Raw genomic sequence first — 16,989 nt, 5'->3', positions numbered from 1 at the left:
CTTTATTTATCAGCAAACTGACCATAGAGCAGGGTAGGTCGGGAGGGTGCGTAAATGGGCTTTTGCGAGTTTTTTGTGCTACAAAATTTCTTAGCAAAAAACTACATGAAGCCGATAGATAAAGAAGAAGAAATGAGTAGGAGAGGGATACTCTTGGCTAATTTTTCATGGGGTCACCAAATGAAAATGAAGTACATCTTTTTATTCCTGGGGTTACTATTAGTTGTTCTATCAGGCTCACGCTTATTATGGATGGAGTTGTTTGGCGGTTTACAACAGGATTCGATAAAAAACGGGGAACTCCATTTGCGTAATTGGAATGCAGAAGACGGGCAGATTGTTTTGCTTGACGGGGAATGGGAATTGTATTCCTCATATTGGTTCAAGGATGGCAAAAAGCAGCAGGGCTTGGCCTTGAGTGAGCCAAGGATGATTCAAGTTCCAGGGGGATGGAACCAAGCTGTGCATCCCGGGACCTCTACTCCATATGGATTCGGCTCGTACCGCTTACGAATATATGTGAATCCGCAGCAGGATCTCAACTATAGTATTCGTGTGCCAAGTATACGCACTTCGTCGGAAGTATACGTAAACGGCCGGTTACTGGCTAAATCCGGGCGGGTAGCAGATTCAGAAGAAATCTCTATCGCTAAGAATCTTCCGTATTCTACAACCTTTAGGGCCGACAAAGATGGTGTAATCGAATTGGTAATTCAAGCGTCCAATTATGTGGATAGCCGGAGCGGTGGCATTGTCCGGTCTATTAAATTCGGGACAGAAGAAGCAATTATCCAGGAGATGAAACTTTCGGTATCTATGCAGGTTCTGACAACGGTTATCTTTCTGATCCATTCTGCCTATGCGTTTATATTATTTGTATTGGGTAACAAGCAGACAAAGTTGCTGTATTTCTCTTTGCTGACATTCTCTTTCACACTAAGCGGTGCGTTAAGCAGTGATGAGAAGCTGTTCCATCAAATCATTTATATCGGCAACGTATGGGATTTCCGGCTATCCAATGTAGCTTTTTTAGTTGGAGCCTATGCATTATTGGAGTGTACGAATCATCGCGAACTAGCTCTTTGGCACAGAATATATCCTGTATTTAGGGCACTGATCTTGGGGACCGCAGGGATTACGCTATTGTTGGATACATATCAGTTAACCAGCATCTTCCCTGTGTATAATCTGCTAGGCGGTACTGCTGGAGTCGTTGCAACGATTGCGATCTGTAGAACAGTGGTCAAGGATATGAGAGGGAATCTGTTATTGTTGTTCTCCATCCTTGCGTTGATCCATCATGTGATCTGGATGCTCTTCTGGCGGGAGGGCGGTTATAATCTTCTCTATTATCCGTTTGATTTGATTATTTCAATGGGGTGTTTGGCCTCAGTATGGTTTAGGAATTATTTTAAAATGTACGAAAACACGAATGAGCTAGCAACAACCTTGCAAAGAATGAATGATCATAAGGATCAATTCCTGGCGAATGTTTCACATGAGTTCAAAAATCCGCTGCACAGCATGCTCAACCTATCACAATCTGTTATGAAACGGGAACAGCATGTAATGCAGGCAAGAAGCATCAAAGAGCTTGAAACTGTTTCTTCTGTAGGGCACCGGCTAACCTTGATATTAAACGATTTGATTGATGTGATGAGCCTGCGGGAAGGCAATCCCCGTATCAGCAAAAAGGTTATACCGATCCAGCCGATCGTGACGGGAGTACTTGATATGCTGCAATTGAATGCAGAGGTGAAATCTATACAAATTACAAATCAAATTCCTAAAGATTTTCCTCTGGTCCATGCAGATGAGAACCGGATTATTCAGATCCTCTTTAATTTACTTCATAATGCTGTGAAATACACAAATGATGGATTTATTTTGATTTCGGCTTATGTAAACGACGGGAGGGCTTATATCGTTGTTGCTGACACCGGAATTGGAATGGATGAGGACATGCTTAAATGCCTATTCCATCCATACGAGCAAGCCAACACAACGGAGACCATGATTGAAGGCGGCTTCGGGTTAGGGCTGAGTATAAGCAAACAACTGGCGGAGCTTCATGGGGGCACATTGGATGTAACCTCCATTAAAGGAGAAGGTTCGCAATTCAGCTTCTCTTTACAACTGGCAGGCTTGGAAGCGGAGGCGGAGAGTGCGCCGGCGAAATCTTTTGAACCGTTACCCATATCTGCTGTGGCAATTCAAGAACCTGTTCCAATGAAAATGCACAACGCAAACCCTCTGAGTGATGAGACACCGGCAAGGTTCTTCAAGATGGATTCCGACCGTCCGGTTTTATTAATTATTGATGATGATCCTGTTAACCTTCAAGTGCTTGAAGCCATACTGCCACCAGACGAATATGATACAACCATGGTAACCAGTGCCAGACAAGCGTTGGCTATTCTGGGTACGAAGGAATGGGATGTGGTAATCTCTGATATCATGATGCCGATGATGTCCGGATATGAACTGACACGAAGGATTCGTGAGCGATTTACCTTCACAGAGCTTCCTGTTCTGCTTCTTACTGCTAGAAGCCAGCCACAGGATATACATAGCGGTTTCCTGGCGGGAGCTAACGATTATGTGACGAAGCCGGTAGAAGCCATAGAACTTAAATTGCGGATACAGGCGCTAACGACGATTAAGCAATCCATTCGGGAACAGCTGCGATTAGAGACTGTATGGCTGCAAGCCCAAATTAAGCCTCATTTCTTGTTTAATGCTTTGAATGCTATATCAGCGTTAACGGATATTAATCTGGAGAAGATGCGTGATTTGCTTGATGAATTCACTAATTATCTGCGAAACAAATTTAAATTCCAGAACATTGAAAGTCTTGTTCCGGTTGCAGAAGAGCTGAGTTTAGTGCGTTCTTATTTATATATTGAACAGGTGCGGTTTGAAGAGAGGCTGCAGGTGATTTGGGAGATTGATGATCACAGGTGCATCAAAGTCCCGTTTCTTACGATTCAGCCTCTCGTTGAGAATGCAATTAAACATGGAATCATGAAGCGCAAGCGTGGAGGCAGCATTGTCATACGTATTTCCTTCGTGGAGACCCGGGCAGAGATCACAGTTAAAGATGATGGGGTCGGAATGGATGAGGTTCAATTGCAGCGATTATTGGAAAGGCGTAAAAGCAGTAGTTCCGGCGTCGGATTAATCAATACGGATCAGCGCTTGAAGCGGCATTTCGGAACAGGCCTTCATATCACAAGCTCGCTGGATGCAGGGACAACGGTAACTTTTCACGTTCCGCTCAGCAGTAATGAATAACAATGATGAGATCGGCCGGAAGGATGAAGTGGTAACGGTACCGTCCTTTAAAAGGACGGCAAAGCCGTTTCCACTTGTACAGTTTAGTTTCGTACGAAGCGTTAATGTTATCCACCTTTCGTTATCCACGCGATTTAGACTTCGGCTTCTCCAACCGGCTACGTTCACGCATAGCGTTGATTTGTCTGGCATGTCTTTCGTCCCGGCGGCCTTGTCTCGTTCGGAGTTGGCTCAGCATAACGAGCAGGCCCAGGGTGCCGAGTACATAAGAGACGATGGGATTCACTTCATTCCACAGGTTGACCCCGGCCAGAAGTAATACTGCGCCAATGATGGTGGCAATTAACCGCTGTGTATTTTTATTCTGCGTCTCGATTAATTTTTGCTCGAGGGAGCTCGCCAGCTTGACCCTTAAGCCTCCGCTATCCATTTTATCGATTGCAGACATGAACTTCTTGGTCGTTGGAAGGATGTCTTTGAGCATATTCTTGCCATCCTCTACAACTTTGGAGATAACACTTCCCCGCAGATCCCTCCGCACCACCTGTTCCACATAAGGCTTAACCGTCCCAACCAGATCAAGATCCGGGTCCAGTCCGGTACAGAGTCCGTACACGGTGCCTATGGCTTTGCCCAGGAATGTGGTATTGGCAGGTAATTGAAAAGGCTGGGAGTAGAGGAAATTACGCAGTTCTTCCACATTGTCGCCTGACGTCACAAAACTCAGATCGAACGTATCGCCGTTGATTTGTTCGAATAATAACGTAAGATTCCTGGAGAAGACCTCCAGATCTACATTGCGTCTTAAGAATCTCAAACGATTAAGAGCGTCGATAGCGCCGTGGGCGTCTTTCAAATATACGGCCAGCAGAAGGGCTACCATCTGGGTCTTCATATCACGGGCGATCCGCCCGACCATTCCAAAATCAATCAAGGCGATGGTGCCGTCAGGCTGCACGAGCACATTGCCCGGGTGCGGGTCTGCGTGAAACAAGCCATTCAATAAAATCTGTTCCACGAACATTTCGATCAGCGATGTTGCCAATTGGGTCCGGTCCACCCCCCAAACGTCGAGCTTGGCGAAATCATTGATTTTGACACCTTCCATAAACTCCATGGTCAGCACCTGCGATGTAGTACAGGACCAATGGATGTGCGGAATCACGACATCCTTCCGGTGGGCTAGCTGCTGCTTGAACTCTTCGGCATTACGCCCTTCTTGCTGATAGTCGAGCTCCTCCATAATGGTGTCATGAAACTCATCATACACGGCATCAAGATCCATGAAGTCTGTAATTAGCTTCTGGCGCTTCAATAACGAAATAGCGACCTGAATGGATTTCCAATCAATCGCGATAATGTCCTCCACCCCGGGCCGCATCACCTTCACGGCGACTTGCTCACCTGTCCGTAAGGTGGCCCGGTGGACCTGTCCGAAGGATGCTGCTGCAATAGGAGTCTCGCTGAACTCAGCATACATCTTGCTGATGGATACCCCGAGTTCACGCTCTACCTTCTGCTGGATCTCGGAGAAATCTACGAATTCTACAGAATCCTGCAGCTTGGACAATTCTTCAATAACTTCCTTCGGCAGCATATCCACCTGCGCACTCACATGCTGCCCAAGCTTGATAATTAGCCCGCCCATATCCATGGCGGTAGTCGTGAAATACGCTGCCTGCTTGCGGTATAAGGCCCGTTGCTTCGCTGCAAAGCGCCGCCTTGACATCACAACCTTCAGCTTGCCCAGCCACCAGAAATCCCAGGCGAACTTGAAAATCATCCGCATGGTTCTTCTGAACCTTGCATCCTTCATTAATTTCAGGAATTCGCTCATACTTGTTCATCTACCACAGAGTTATTATGCTGCATCCCAAATCTCTCCTTCTAATCATCCATGAGCCTAATTGTATGATATTTCATACCAGACAGATATACAATTAAAGGCTTGGGCGGCTGGCTGCTGATGACTCAGGTTCGTCCCTGAATGCCAGGCGGCCGAGCAAGCCGACCACCAAAGCCAGCGATGTCAAAACCGCCGCCAGCAGATACAGGTTGACGATCCCGAACCGTTCGGCCAGTCCCGCCATGACCAGCAGCGAGATGCAGAACACCAGATGCAGCAGCGAGGCTTGCGCCGACAGCACCTTGGGCAGCATCTGCTTACTGGTGCTGCGCTGGATGAGGGTACGCCGGTTAATCACCGACAGCTCCGCGAACGGTCCCATCAGCAGGACAAGGACCAGTGCTATATACGGCTGGGTATTCAGAGCATACACCATGGTGAGCAGGCCATAGCCCGCCATACCGATGAGCATCGCCCCCAGATAACGGTTGCCGATGAGACGCACTGCCGACAGGACCAGCAGCCCGCCGCCGACCGTTCCTGCGAAATAGGCTGCGTTAATGAAGCCCCACCATTCTTCGCCTTGCTTCAGCGCCACCTGGACGAAGGCCAGCGTGAACGCACCGACCCAGACCGAGCCTCCAAGCATGTCGATGATGTCCATGAAGGTCAGCATCCGCAGGCGGGGCATACGCCAGATGACTTGCCAGCCTTCGGTCAAGGTCTTCCACTTCGAAGAGGATGGGGGTACCGGCTCCAAGCCCGCCGGCTGCCCCTGCATCTGAGCCATTGCTTCTGCTGGCTCTCTCACGCCAAGCGTAAATGCGGCCGCCAGCCCATAGATGGCCGCTGTCAGTAGCAGCGCCGGGCTGGGCCCAAGGAATGCGACCAATAGGCCGCTCAGTCCCCAGCCCGCAAACTGCACGACCTGATCGCTGACGCTGATCAGACCGTTGGCTTGAAGCAGCCCTTCCTCCCGCGTTACGAGCCGCGGCACCAGCGCATTACGGGCTGGAACGGTCCAGCCGTCGAGGAAGGACATGACGAAGACCAGAGCAAAGACAAGTGTGAGTGAAGCAGCCGCGCCGTTAAGCTGCAGATACAGAGCCAGCAGCACAAACAGCAGGAACTGGCCTGTCTGTGAGATCAGCAGCAGCGAGGGCAGCTTGATCCGGTTGATGAGCAGCGGCGCAATGAAGCCGCTCACCATCTGGGCCGAGCTGCGCATCAGCGGCATCAGCGCCGCCGAGACAAGGGAATCCGTCCGGTCCAGCACCAGCACTGTCAGGGCCATAATATACAAGACATCGGCAGCATTCGCGGCCGTCTGGGTCGTCCAGAGATAATAGAAGGAACGTGTTAATAACTGTGGTCTCAAGAAATTCGGGGCCTCCATTTCTGCATCCATAACGTCAAATGTAAGATAAGGATAACAATAATGGAAATTTAAGATTTTGACAAACCTCACTGAGGGAATATGAAGCCGTTAGATTGTTCATTTCATATGACGGGTTAACGCCCAGAATATCAGAGCCAGAGCACTGACTGTTGCACCGAGCAAGCACACTCCGTTCCAGCCCGAGTATGCATACATACTGGTGGATGCAATCGATCCTGTGGCGCTGCCAATCGAATAGAAGACCATGTAACCGGCAGTAATTCTGCTGCGGGCTTCCGGGCGCAGATGAAGGATCATGCTCTGGTTGGTGACGTGTACGGCTTGTACGGCCAGGTCAAGAAGGATAATCCCAATGATTAACGCGAGCAGCGAATGCGGAGTATAACTGATTGGCAGCCATGAAAGAAGCAGCAGAGTCAATGCCACGCCGGTGGTCTTTTGCCCCAAACCCCGATCGGCCAGACGGCCTGCCCGCGCTGCTGCTAACGCCCCGGTAACTCCGGCGAGACCAAACGCTCCAATCGCGGTATGTGACAGGGACAGCGGCGGAGCGCTGAGCGGCAGCACCAGGGAAGTCCACAAGATACTGAATGCGGCGAAAATCAGCAGGCATAACACAGCACGGATTCGCAGCAGCCGTTCTTGTGCGAACAGCGTGAACAGTGAACGGAGAAGCTGCGGATAGGATAAGGATTCTCTCCGGGGCTCAGACTGCGGCAGCACCCTGAACAATACACCTGCCATGATTAACGTGAGTCCTGCGGAGACAAGGTAGACCGAACGCCAACCGGCCAGATCCGTTAACGCGCCGGCGAATGTCCGCGCCAGTAGAATCCCAATGACAATTCCGCTGGTCACCACACCGACCGTGCGCCCGCGTTCGGCCGGGGCAGCCAGAGTTGCTGCGAATGCAACAAGCGTCTGTGTCACTACCGCAAGCAGTCCGACCGTAGCTATGCCTATGAATAACACCATGCTGGTGGGGGCAGTGCCCACAACAACCAAAGCCAGCACGGATACCAGCATCTGTCCGGCGATCAGCCAGCGCCGACCCAGCAGATCGCCCAGCGGCACCAGCAACAGTAGTCCAAGGGCGTAACAAATCTGAGTCACTGTAATCACGATGCCGACGGAAGAATGCGTAATCCCGAATTCGCTGGAGATCGCGTCCAGTAAGGGCTGGGCGTAATAAATGTTGGCTACCGCCAGTCCGCAGGTGATGGCAAATAAGAGCGCAACCTTACGGGTCATTGAAGATGCAGGCGTTGGCCCGGATGGTGCGGTAATGGCTTGCGGTTCTTTTACAAAGTTAACCAGAGATAACGCCTCCTTCGATATATGGATATAATAATATACTGAACGGTATGAAATAATTCCTGATAAATATACCGCTAACCAAAATTAATTGTCAAGGGGAAAGCGGGAAGAGTCGGATATAAATTGCTCTAATTGACAGGGGCTACTTAGTCAAATACAATCGTAATATACCATTCGATACGAAATGAGGGAGATCTATGGCCCGGCCGCGTGAATTTGATGAGGACAAGGCGCTGGATGCAGCGCTGCATGTATTTTGGGAAAGAGGGTTCGAGGCTGCCTCCTTAAGCGACTTAACCGCAAGAATGGGCATTCAGCGTCCAAGCCTATACTCTGCCTTTGGAGATAAAAAAGGATTATTTGAAGCTGCCTTGCGAAAATATACAAGTTCCCATGCCGCCTATGTCCGGGGCAGTCTGCACAAGCATTCTTCGGTGAAAGAGGCATTCCGTACTTTTTTTGAAGATGTGGTGTCCAAAGAATATGAGAAAAGCCCGAGCACGGGGTGCTTCTGCATCAATTCAATGGTGGAACTAGCTCCCCATGATGAGAAATTTGAGATCCTGACCAGGGAACATCAGATGTACCTCTCGGTCATCTTCCAGGAAACGATTGAACGGGGCTTGCGGTCAGGGGAGCTAGCTGCCGGGATTAATGCCAAGAATCTGGCGCAGACACTGGTCATTTCGTTAATAGGACTTACGGTGTTCCTGAAGTCCCGTCCTGACAGAGCAGTTGTTGATACTTTTGTAAAAGAGATACTTAACTTATTAACCATATCCTAATCAAAAGAGGAAAGGTGATGACCATCTTCATGGAATCAACTAAAGAGAGGGAGCTCTCCTTCGATATCCGCAGAACCCTTATCTTGGGTGCCTATATGCGGGAGTGGCAGATGCCGGAATACCGGGTCATTCTGAAGAAGCCTGAAACAGGAGCCTATGTTGAGATCTATTATTTTCCTGCAGTGGAGGGGGAAGAGATTGCGAGGTTTGCAACAGTAGGGTTATCCGCGACTCACCGCCTAAATGGGCAAGCTGTGGGTACAGAGTGGGTGATGGCTCTGACCTCTGACTTAGGCGGAGAGTCTATGGACCGGATATTTACCTATCTCAGTGATCTTATCGCCCATCATATAGAGGGCGCAGGTGATTCACGGATACCTAGAGTGATGGAAGAGAGTCCGCTGGCCCCGGCTAACTGGACAACCACTGCTTTTCTGCTGGATGAGCTGAGGGGAGAAAGTGAAGAGCTGGAGGAGATTCAGGTCGGGAGCGAGAAGGCTGAGATCGTATGGGCGCTACCAGTCACGGCGCAGGAGGCCGCATTAATCTTAAGTGAAGGCGTGGAGGCCTTTGATTCCTACATCGAAGAGATCGAGCATTCTATTATTGATCCGCGGCGCTAGTCAGACTCCAGTTCGCCGATACGTTCAGCACCATATAACTGGTTCAGATGCTCGATGTGGGTGACTCCCCAATCATTCATGGCCTGCATGATGCCGGACAAGCTTCGTCCGTATTCCGTGATGGAATACTCCACTTTCGGCGGGATCTGGTGGTAAATCTCACGGTGAACAATATTATGGTATTCCAGCTCACGCAATTGTTGTGTGAGCATTTTTTTGGTGATCTCAGGAATGGCGCGCTGTAATTCGCTGAATCTCATAGCTCCGTTATTGAACAGGCGCAGCAGAATGACGGGCTTCCATTTCCCCACGAAGATTTCTAATGCGGACTCGAATTTGCAGTAGGTCATATCGCTGCCCCCTTGATTCACGTAAGGTATCTTTGAAGTAACTAGGTTTAATTAAAGTGTCTACTTCTCATGGGAAACCCTTCATATTATTATGCAGCTAAGGTTTCTGTAGCGCAAGAAGAACCGCCTGCCCGAGTGGAGGGCCCGGATGCGGCTTGCGTAAACATATGAGAAGGAGTGACATTGTATATGAATTTCGTGTTATGGGTCTTACAGATTGTTCTAGGTGCGGGGTTCTTGTATTCGGGTTGGCTGAAGGCATTTCAGTTGGACTCGGCCCGGGCGGCCTGGAGCTGGGTGAATGATGTGCCGCAGGGGTTGGTTATGGGTATCGGCATCGCTGAGCTGCTGGGGGTCTTGGGGTTAATTTTGCCGATGGCTCTTCGCATCCAGCCGCAGCTTACCCCGCTCGCCGCTATGGGTCTGGCTGCTGCCGCAGGCTCCGGTCTGGTCTTCCATCTATTGCGGGGCGAACCGAATGTGTGGATCAACATCATCTTTATAGTACTGGCGGTCATTATTGCTGCCGGCCGATTCCGGCTGTTGCAGGGAGGCTAAGCCCCGTCCCTTGACCATACTAAATGGATTACTACAGCTATCATTATTAATGATACTCACCTTCTCTTCTAGTCATTTTACCTAACCGCTGGAACAGCCTACACTTTGTATGAAGCCACTATAGCGTAACAGGAGGATATGAAGATGAAGGCAATTACACTTGGACCGCAGGGTCTGCAATATACGGATCATCCGGACAAGCGTCCTGAACAGGGACAGGTCAAGGTAAGGTTAAAGACAGCCGGACTCAATCACCGGGATTTATTCATTATAGCTGCTGCTTCTGCTACAGAAGGTGCACCGGGTCCGATTCATCCTTGTGTGCTGGGTTCAGACGGGGCTGGTGTTATTGAAGAGACGGGTGAAGGGGTAAGCGGCCTGGCTCAGGGGATGGAAGTCATTATTAATCCATGTCTCGGATGGAATCGGGCGGATGAGGTACCTGTGGTTCCTGACATATTGGGTTACCCTGCAGACGGGACTTTTGCGGAATATGTGATTGTGCCTGAGCAGAATGTTGTGCCTAAGCCAGTGTATCTGTCCTGGGAGGAAGCGGGTGTCTTACCCTTAGCGGCACTTACTGCGTATCGGGCGTTATTCACTAGAGGGGGCCTGAAGTGGGGCGACCATGTACTGATTCCGGGCATTGGCGGCGGAGTGGCTACGTTTGCTGCTCTTATGGCGGCAGCGGCAGGGGCGCGGGTTACAGTTACGTCCAGAAGTGAAGCGAAGCGTGCAGAGGCCCTGCAATTACCGGTTACTCAGGTTATAGACAGCAACACCCGTTGGAGGGAAGAACTCGGGAACCATCCTGTAGACCTGATCCTGGATAGTCTAGGTCCAGCCACATTCGGGCAATACTTCGAGGTCATCAAGCCGGGCGGGAGAATCGTCATGTTCGGCGCAAGCTCGGGCGATGATCTCACCATTCCGGCCAGAGCGATCTTCTTCCCGCAGCTTCAGTTGCTTGGAACATCCATGGGCAGCCATGAAGAGTTCACCGCGATGCTTCGGTTCATGGAGCAGCATCAGATACACCCTATCATGGATAGCGTGTATTCCTTAGCGGAGACCCCGCTTGCCCTTCAGCGGATGGAACGTGCGGAGCAGCTCGGGAATATTGCCCTGAGAATAGGCTAAGGGTAGAGATACAGGACATGCAGGCGCTACTGATTCGGCCCGATTGCCTTGCACCCGCTGAATGTGATCGGTTTTTCGATTACATTTGGAGCGGATAACCTTTCGTCAGCCGAATGTGATCGGTTTTTCGTCTACATTAAAAACGCTACTGACATAACGTTGTCAGTAGCGTTTTTTTATCATTAGACATGTACACATTCAAGAGAGGATGAACACTTATGAATTTCGCTTCGATACGCATCATTACTGACGACATCGATCGTCTGGTTGAGTTCTATGAGCAAGTGACAGGGGGGACGGCAGAGCGGCCCGCTCCGGTATTTGCCGAATTCGTTATGCCCACATGTACTCTGGCCATCGGCCACTCCAAGACAGCACAGCTATTCGGCGCAGATGCTGTAGTGGCGGGAAGTAACCGCACGGTTATTATGGAGTTCCGCGTTGACGATGTTGAAGCGGAGTATGCACGCTTGAAGCCAGCTGTTGAGGATTGGGTACAGGAGCCAACCACGATGCCGTGGGGGAACCGCTCGATGCTGTTCCGTGATCCCGACGGCAACCTGGTGAACCTTTTTCAGCCGGTGACGGAGGATGCGGTTAAACGGTTTGAGGGCAGGTAATAACAGAGGTGCAGGCGGGTTAGATCATAACGCTCCTGCATCTCTTGCCGTATAGAACGTCGGATAGATCGGGCGGTAATGCAGTTCGTCTCTGATCCGCGAGGTATCGACAATCATGTCCCATGGATCATATGGCTGCTGCAGAGCTTCAGGCGCGGGTTCGGCCTGATGAAGCTGAAGCATCTCGGCCACGGAGATCGGTGCATCATCAGCCACATTATAGATGCGTCCGTCGATGCCCGGCGTGAAGGCGGCGAGCATCAGTGCCTGGCTGATATCCGCATGATGGGCCATATGGATGCGTCTGGCCGGATTCCATTGGCTGAAATAAGGCAGTACCTCCGCGATATGGGGGTCGCGCTCACCGTAGACGAAGGGAAAACGTACAATACGCAGCCCTAAGCCCTGTTCACGGTGAAGTGCCAGCAGCGCCGCTTCAGCTTCCGCCTTACTCTGGGGATAGGCAAAAGCAGGCCGGAGGTCATCCTCCTCCCGGCTGGGCCGGGAATGACCTCCTGGTCCGTAGACGTGGTTGGTGCTTGCGAATACGAACCTTGGCACATCCGCATCCAGCGCTGCACGGGCCAAAGCCACAGCGCCGTCAATATTGGCTATTCGGGTGGTCTGCTCATCCACGCCGCGGAACTGGGCGGCTAAGTGAACCACAACGCCAATGTCCCGCAGTGCCTCAAGATATCCTTCCGGCTGCAGAAGATCGCCTTCTACGCATTCAGCCCCTTGCTGGCGAAGCTCCTCCACCCTGGCAGTATCCCTGACCAAGAGTTTAACCTGATGGCCGCGCTGGAGCAGACGCGGAACCAGACGGCTTCCTACCTTACCTGTTGCTCCAGTTACAAAAATCTTCATCCTCAGATCCTCCTAAGTTGTTAAGTCATAGGAGGAGTATAATGGGACGCGCGAATAGCATCCTTCCTGCCTTTATCGTATGATTGGGAGTGTCAGGATAAGGAGGCGATTCTATTCTATGGAGAACGTTTCTTCCAAAATATCATTGGGTGAATTTCTGCGTACGCGCCGGGAACGCCTTACGCCGGAGGATGTGGGGTTGAAATCTTATGGGCGACGGCGGATTACAGGGCTGCGCCGGGAAGAAGTAGCCCAGCTTGCCCATATCGGAACCTCGTGGTACACCTCCCTGGAGCAAGGCCGGAACGTCAATCCATCGGAGGAAGTGCTTAATAATATAGCCAGAGCCTTGCGGTTAACAGAGGATGAACGCCAGCATCTGCATCTTCTTGCCAGACCGGTACAACAGGACAGGGAAGCGGATCTGCACATTCCTGCGGGCATTGAACGGATGATCCAGGCGCTAGGTCCGCATCCGGCATTTGTGCTGGGGAGATATTGGGATATGCTGATGTGGAATCAGGCGGCTGAGCTTGTGTTCCGGTTACCTTCGTGTGCGGATGCGGTGCCGGAGAGAATCAACTGGGTCAGATATCTTTTGACAGGGCTGTGGCCATCCGTAGAGGGTTGGGGAACTGGAGCCAAAGTCCTGATTGCCCAGTTCCGTGCGGATTACGCGCGCTTCCCTGATGATGCGAGGTTTAAGCAGCTCATCGAAGAGTTCATGCAGAACAGTCAGCTCTTTCGCGAGATCTGGCCGCTTCATGAGGTTCAGGCCGTAGCAGACCACCACAAACAGAGATATGATCCCCGGATCGGCGAGATGGAGTTTGAGCATGTGACCCTGCAGCCTCCGGGTAATCCGGATCTGAAGGTAATGATCTACACAGCTTCAACAGAGACAAGTGAGCGGCTGCAGCGTATGCTGGAGACTCTTGGGGCACAAGTGAAATAGATAAAAAGCTGGAGGCCTCCAATGGGGCCTCCAGCTTTTTTGTACATAAATCGGACCTAGTAGGGGTAGTCCTAATTGCAATTTGTACAACTAAATCGCCGGATGTGCCGCCAAATCTCTTTTTAGATGTATTTCGTGCAATTAAAATGCCTCTAGTTCTGGATTTTTGCCCATCCAGTCAAATTTAGTTGTACAGACTACAATTAGAAGAAGATGGACTTCCGTTTCACTGTTTTTAGTTGCACAGAATACACTTACCCCTGTTTTTTCGCTACAGATACAGCCTCATCCCTTACCGCATTTATGGACTGAAATCACTTGATTAATTAGGATGGTCTTTTACCCTTGAGAAGGGAAAACGGGGCGGTTAACAGAAATGGTATATGTACAGGAAATCAGCGAAACGGAAGGATAGAGCCATGAGTAACTTAATCCTGAAGCATTGGACGGAGGAGTGTGAGCTGCCCGGGATCAATTGTATTGCTTGGGCAGATGGCAGCATTACGATTCTGAATATTGAGACCTGTTACGACCCGAATACCCGTCAGCGTACAATGCGCTGTTCCCCCTTGTGTGACACAACGATTGAGAGCATTGTGAAGCATAACGATGATCCTTGGACCATTGTTGATGCATGGACGAGTCTGGATTATGAGGGCGGTACAATCTACGGCGGGGACGGGCAGATGGGGAATGAGGGCTTCATTGCCTGCACCGATGCGGGCGGCAATATGGTTTGGGCTTTTTTCTCGGATGTCACCAATCCTATCAAGCAATTAAGTATTGAAGACCGGACATTAATCGCGATGAATGAGCATGATGAGCTGAGGATCGAGATCAATCTGGATCATCTTACAGAGATGAGGCTGATCCCATGCCGCAAGTAGAATCAAGAAATGCCTTTTCCAGTATTCTAGAATGAACATAGAGCGGTTGGAACGAGGGGGTGAGCGGACGGTGTACGAGTGGCACAGGCAGATCCAGATCATTGTCGATGATATGGACCAAAGCATTAAGCAGCATAACAGTGAGGCCATAACACTGCAATCTCTTGCTGACAAGCTGGGTTATTCGGAGTTTCATACTACGAGGAAATTCAAAGAGATATCCGGGATGCAGCTTAGGGATTACCTTCGCCACCGGAAGCTGGCTTTTGCACTGAAGGAGGTGCGGGACAGCGGAAAAAGCATTCTGGATATTGCGCTCGACTATGGATTCTCCTCCCATGAAGCCTTTACGCGCGCGTTCAAGGTGACCTATGGTGTAGCCCCAAGCGAGTACCGGAGGCACCCGTACCCTGTCGTCCTGCGGACCAAAATCAACCCGTTTGACCGCTACTTTTTCGGACTAGGAGAGGTTGGCATGGTGAAATCTACAGAAGAGGTTAAGATTTATTTCGTAACCATTCCCGCGCACAAATTCCTGCACATTAAGAACTACGAGAGCAACGGGTACTGGGATTTCTGGCAGAAGCAGAGCCTGATTCCAGGGCAGGACTGCGAAACCATCAGCGGCTTGCTGGATAGTATCAAGGGGAAGCTGGATGATGACGGCGGAAGCGATACGAACAGCGGCAACGGCCAGATTATGGCGTATATGAATGACCCGGACGGCAGGCTCTGCGATTGGGGATTTCCGCGTACAGAGTGTTATGGTGTGCGTCTCCCTTATGAGTATGAAGGTGAAGTCCCCGCGCAGATGCTGATGGCGGATGTCCCCGAGGCCGAGTATATCGTATTCGAGCACGGGCCATTCGATTATGAGCAGGAGAACCGCAGTGTCGAGGAACGGATGGAGCAGGCGATGGCTGCTTTTGACTATACAGGCACTGGCTACTGCTTCGATCTCACCCCCGGCCGGATCATCTACTTCTATTTCAACCCGGATCGGTACTTCAAGTATGTCCGGCCTGTGCGGAAGTCTTAACCGCTGCCAAGCACCTGCTGCATGAACGCAGCGGGTGCTTTCCTTTTCAATAGAACTAGGCGCATGACATACAGCACTGAGAACATCCATAATCTGTGATTAACTTGTAAAAAGTTGATGAAGAAAGGTTGATCCTGGTTATGAGTGCGAAAAGCTCCAATAAATATGGTAGTGTAATAGTTCTAATGGTCATACTCCTGCTTAGCAGCCTTACAGCCTGCCGCAGCAACTTTTCTGGGGGTGAAGAGGCCAGTTCAACATCGCAGCCAGCCAAGATAACAGGCGAGGCAACCTCTGAGGCAACCCCCGTGGTGACGAGAGCAACCGGCCAGATTTATCTGTATGGTGAAGCCCATGGCGTTGCCAAAATTATGGACAAGGAATATGAACTCTGGTCTGATTATTATCACAACAAGGGCATGAGGCACTTGTTCGTGGAACAGTCCTATTTCGCTGCGGAATTCTTGAATCTGTGGATGAAGGCGGACAATGACGACATTCTGGAGGCGCTTTACCAGGACTCGGAAGGGACGGAGAGTCACACGCCATATACGAAGACGTTCTATAAGAAAATAAAGAGCGAATGCCCGGAGACTATTTTTCATGGTACCGATGTTGGGCATCAAGGGGATACAACCGGTAAGCGGTTCTTGTCTTATCTTGCCGACAACAATCTCACCGGATCGGAGATGTATACCTTAACTGCCGAGGCGATTCAACAAGGGCAGAGATATTACAGCAGTTATGATGGTGTATACCGGGAGAATAAGATGGCGGAGAATTTCATCCGTGAATTGGAGAAATTGGGTAACGAGAGCATTATGGGTATTTACGGCTCAGCGCACACCGGAGTCAATGAAATGGATCTTTTTACCAAGTCTGTTCCTTGCATGGCCAATCAATTACATAAGCACTATGGAGGCAACCTGCACTCCGAGGATATTAGCTGGATGGTGAAGGATATTGAACCGCTCAGAGTAGAAGAAATCACTATGCAGGGTAAGAAGTATGCAGCATCGTATTACGGGAAGCAGGACATGAGTGGATTCAGGGATTATGTTTACTGGGAGTTTTGGCGATTAGAAGATGCTTACGAAGATGCCAGCAAGCTGACACAGACGGGTAATGTTCTTCCGTATGATCAATACCCGATGCAAATCGCAGAAGGTCAGGTATTTGCCATTAGTTTTACCAAAACAGATGGGTCGGTGGAAAGAGAGTACTATGTGGCTAACGGTAAGCAGTGGGAAGGCAGGGAGGCAACGTGGCAGCTTAAGGTAAAGGAATGATCTGCTGTATGTAAGCAGCC

At 50.3% G+C, this 16,989-nt stretch carries 15 protein-coding genes; 10 read left to right on the top strand and 5 right to left on the bottom strand.

Going from position 1 to position 16,989, the window contains the following annotated elements; genetic code table 11:
* Positions 1–180: 180 nt before the first annotated feature.
* A complete protein-coding gene (locus NST26_RS32635) occupies positions 181–3,294 on the top strand; it encodes an ATP-binding response regulator (protein WP_340980893.1) in 3,114 nt (1,037 codons plus the stop codon).
* Between the two features lie 121 nt (positions 3,295–3,415).
* Here NST26_RS32635 and NST26_RS32630 read toward each other — a convergent pair whose 3' ends face one another.
* The 3 genes from NST26_RS32630 to NST26_RS32620 form a co-directional block, all read right to left on the bottom strand.
* The gene (locus tag NST26_RS32630) at positions 3,416–5,131 is read right to left on the bottom strand and encodes an ABC1 kinase family protein (RefSeq protein WP_340957044.1); all 1,716 of its coding nucleotides are present in this window, start codon (positions 5,129–5,131) and stop codon (positions 3,416–3,418) included.
* Positions 5,132–5,234: 103 nt separating this feature from the next.
* The gene (locus tag NST26_RS32625) at positions 5,235–6,518 is read right to left on the bottom strand and encodes an MFS transporter (protein ID WP_340957045.1); all 1,284 of its coding nucleotides are present in this window, start codon (positions 6,516–6,518) and stop codon (positions 5,235–5,237) included.
* Positions 6,519–6,635: 117 nt separating this feature from the next.
* Complete coding sequence (locus NST26_RS32620) at positions 6,636–7,790, bottom strand: MFS transporter (protein ID WP_340957047.1); 1,155 nt, start codon at positions 7,788–7,790, stop codon at positions 6,636–6,638.
* A 263-nt stretch (positions 7,791–8,053) separates the two neighbouring features.
* Between NST26_RS32620 and NST26_RS32615 the strand changes: the two genes are divergently transcribed.
* Together NST26_RS32615 and NST26_RS32610 are read left to right on the top strand one after the other, a co-directional pair.
* Entirely contained in the window at positions 8,054–8,641 is a 588-nt protein-coding gene (locus tag NST26_RS32615; RefSeq protein WP_339252483.1) for a TetR/AcrR family transcriptional regulator, read from the top strand.
* Between the two features lie 29 nt (positions 8,642–8,670).
* On the top strand, positions 8,671–9,264 hold the full coding sequence (locus NST26_RS32610) for a suppressor of fused domain protein (protein ID WP_339252481.1): 594 nt from the start codon (positions 8,671–8,673) through the stop codon (positions 9,262–9,264).
* On the opposite strand, the gene NST26_RS32605 is transcribed toward NST26_RS32610, so the two are convergent.
* Positions 9,261–9,614, bottom strand: coding sequence for a winged helix-turn-helix transcriptional regulator (locus NST26_RS32605; protein ID WP_339252479.1), 354 nt, complete (start codon positions 9,612–9,614; stop codon positions 9,261–9,263). The two genes, NST26_RS32610 and NST26_RS32605, sit on opposite strands and share 4 nt — an antisense overlap.
* A 189-nt stretch (positions 9,615–9,803) precedes the next feature.
* On the opposite strand from NST26_RS32605, the gene NST26_RS32600 reads away from it, so the two are divergent.
* From NST26_RS32600 to NST26_RS32590, 3 genes are all read left to right on the top strand, one after another.
* The gene (locus NST26_RS32600) at positions 9,804–10,172 is read left to right on the top strand and encodes a DoxX family protein (protein WP_339252477.1); all 369 of its coding nucleotides are present in this window, start codon (positions 9,804–9,806) and stop codon (positions 10,170–10,172) included.
* Positions 10,173–10,316: 144 nt separating this feature from the next.
* Complete coding sequence (locus tag NST26_RS32595) at positions 10,317–11,312, top strand: zinc-binding dehydrogenase (protein ID WP_339252475.1); 996 nt, start codon at positions 10,317–10,319, stop codon at positions 11,310–11,312.
* A gap of 218 nt (positions 11,313–11,530) precedes the next feature.
* Positions 11,531–11,932: a VOC family protein gene (locus NST26_RS32590; protein ID WP_339252474.1), complete on the top strand. Its 402-nt coding sequence runs from the start codon at positions 11,531–11,533 to the stop codon at positions 11,930–11,932.
* Positions 11,933–11,956: 24 nt separating this feature from the next.
* Here the strand turns inward: NST26_RS32590 and NST26_RS32585 are convergent, their stop codons facing one another.
* On the bottom strand, positions 11,957–12,799 hold the full coding sequence (locus NST26_RS32585) for an NAD-dependent epimerase/dehydratase family protein (RefSeq protein WP_339252473.1): 843 nt from the start codon (positions 12,797–12,799) through the stop codon (positions 11,957–11,959).
* Positions 12,800–12,917: 118 nt separating this feature from the next.
* On the opposite strand from NST26_RS32585, the gene NST26_RS32580 reads away from it, so the two are divergent.
* From NST26_RS32580 to NST26_RS32565, 4 genes are all read left to right on the top strand, one after another.
* Positions 12,918–13,754 (top strand): helix-turn-helix transcriptional regulator, encoded by an 837-nt coding sequence (locus NST26_RS32580; RefSeq protein ID WP_339252472.1) that lies wholly within the window; start codon positions 12,918–12,920, stop codon positions 13,752–13,754.
* Positions 13,755–14,173: 419 nt separating this feature from the next.
* Complete coding sequence (locus NST26_RS32575) at positions 14,174–14,641, top strand: hypothetical protein (RefSeq protein WP_339252471.1); 468 nt, start codon at positions 14,174–14,176, stop codon at positions 14,639–14,641.
* Between the two features lie 70 nt (positions 14,642–14,711).
* The gene (locus tag NST26_RS32570) at positions 14,712–15,680 is read left to right on the top strand and encodes a helix-turn-helix transcriptional regulator (RefSeq protein ID WP_340957054.1); all 969 of its coding nucleotides are present in this window, start codon (positions 14,712–14,714) and stop codon (positions 15,678–15,680) included.
* A gap of 140 nt (positions 15,681–15,820) precedes the next feature.
* On the top strand, positions 15,821–16,969 hold the full coding sequence (locus NST26_RS32565) for a hypothetical protein (RefSeq protein ID WP_340957055.1): 1,149 nt from the start codon (positions 15,821–15,823) through the stop codon (positions 16,967–16,969).
* The last annotated feature ends 20 nt before the right edge of the window (positions 16,970–16,989 follow it).

Origin of the sequence: Paenibacillus sp. FSL R7-0128 (genome assembly GCF_038002245.1) — a bacterium.
Classification (GTDB): Bacteria; Bacillota; Bacilli; order Paenibacillales; family Paenibacillaceae; genus Paenibacillus_AQ; species Paenibacillus_AQ silagei.
This window is presented reverse-complemented; position numbering and strand designations above follow the sequence as displayed.

Bases quoted from the DNA above. Each gene is read 5' to 3' on its own strand.
- NST26_RS32635 (WP_340980893.1), top strand. From the start codon at position 181: ATGAAAATGAAGTACATCTTTTTATTCCTGGGGTTACTATTAGTTGTT.
- NST26_RS32630 (WP_340957044.1), bottom strand. From the start codon at position 5,131: ATGAGCGAATTCCTGAAATTAATGAAGGATGCAAGGTTCAGAAGAACC.
- NST26_RS32600 (WP_339252477.1), top strand. From the start codon at position 9,804: ATGAATTTCGTGTTATGGGTCTTACAGATTGTTCTAGGTGCGGGGTTC.
- NST26_RS32615 (WP_339252483.1), top strand. From the start codon at position 8,054: ATGGCCCGGCCGCGTGAATTTGATGAGGACAAGGCGCTGGATGCAGCG.
- NST26_RS32565 (WP_340957055.1), top strand. From the start codon at position 15,821: ATGAGTGCGAAAAGCTCCAATAAATATGGTAGTGTAATAGTTCTAATG.
- NST26_RS32575 (WP_339252471.1), top strand. From the start codon at position 14,174: ATGAGTAACTTAATCCTGAAGCATTGGACGGAGGAGTGTGAGCTGCCC.
- NST26_RS32605 (WP_339252479.1), bottom strand. From the start codon at position 9,614: ATGACCTACTGCAAATTCGAGTCCGCATTAGAAATCTTCGTGGGGAAA.
- NST26_RS32590 (WP_339252474.1), top strand. From the start codon at position 11,531: ATGAATTTCGCTTCGATACGCATCATTACTGACGACATCGATCGTCTG.
- NST26_RS32580 (WP_339252472.1), top strand. From the start codon at position 12,918: ATGGAGAACGTTTCTTCCAAAATATCATTGGGTGAATTTCTGCGTACG.
- NST26_RS32585 (WP_339252473.1), bottom strand. From the start codon at position 12,799: ATGAAGATTTTTGTAACTGGAGCAACAGGTAAGGTAGGAAGCCGTCTG.
- NST26_RS32595 (WP_339252475.1), top strand. From the start codon at position 10,317: ATGAAGGCAATTACACTTGGACCGCAGGGTCTGCAATATACGGATCAT.
- NST26_RS32620 (WP_340957047.1), bottom strand. From the start codon at position 7,790: ATGACCCGTAAGGTTGCGCTCTTATTTGCCATCACCTGCGGACTGGCG.
- NST26_RS32610 (WP_339252481.1), top strand. From the start codon at position 8,671: ATGGAATCAACTAAAGAGAGGGAGCTCTCCTTCGATATCCGCAGAACC.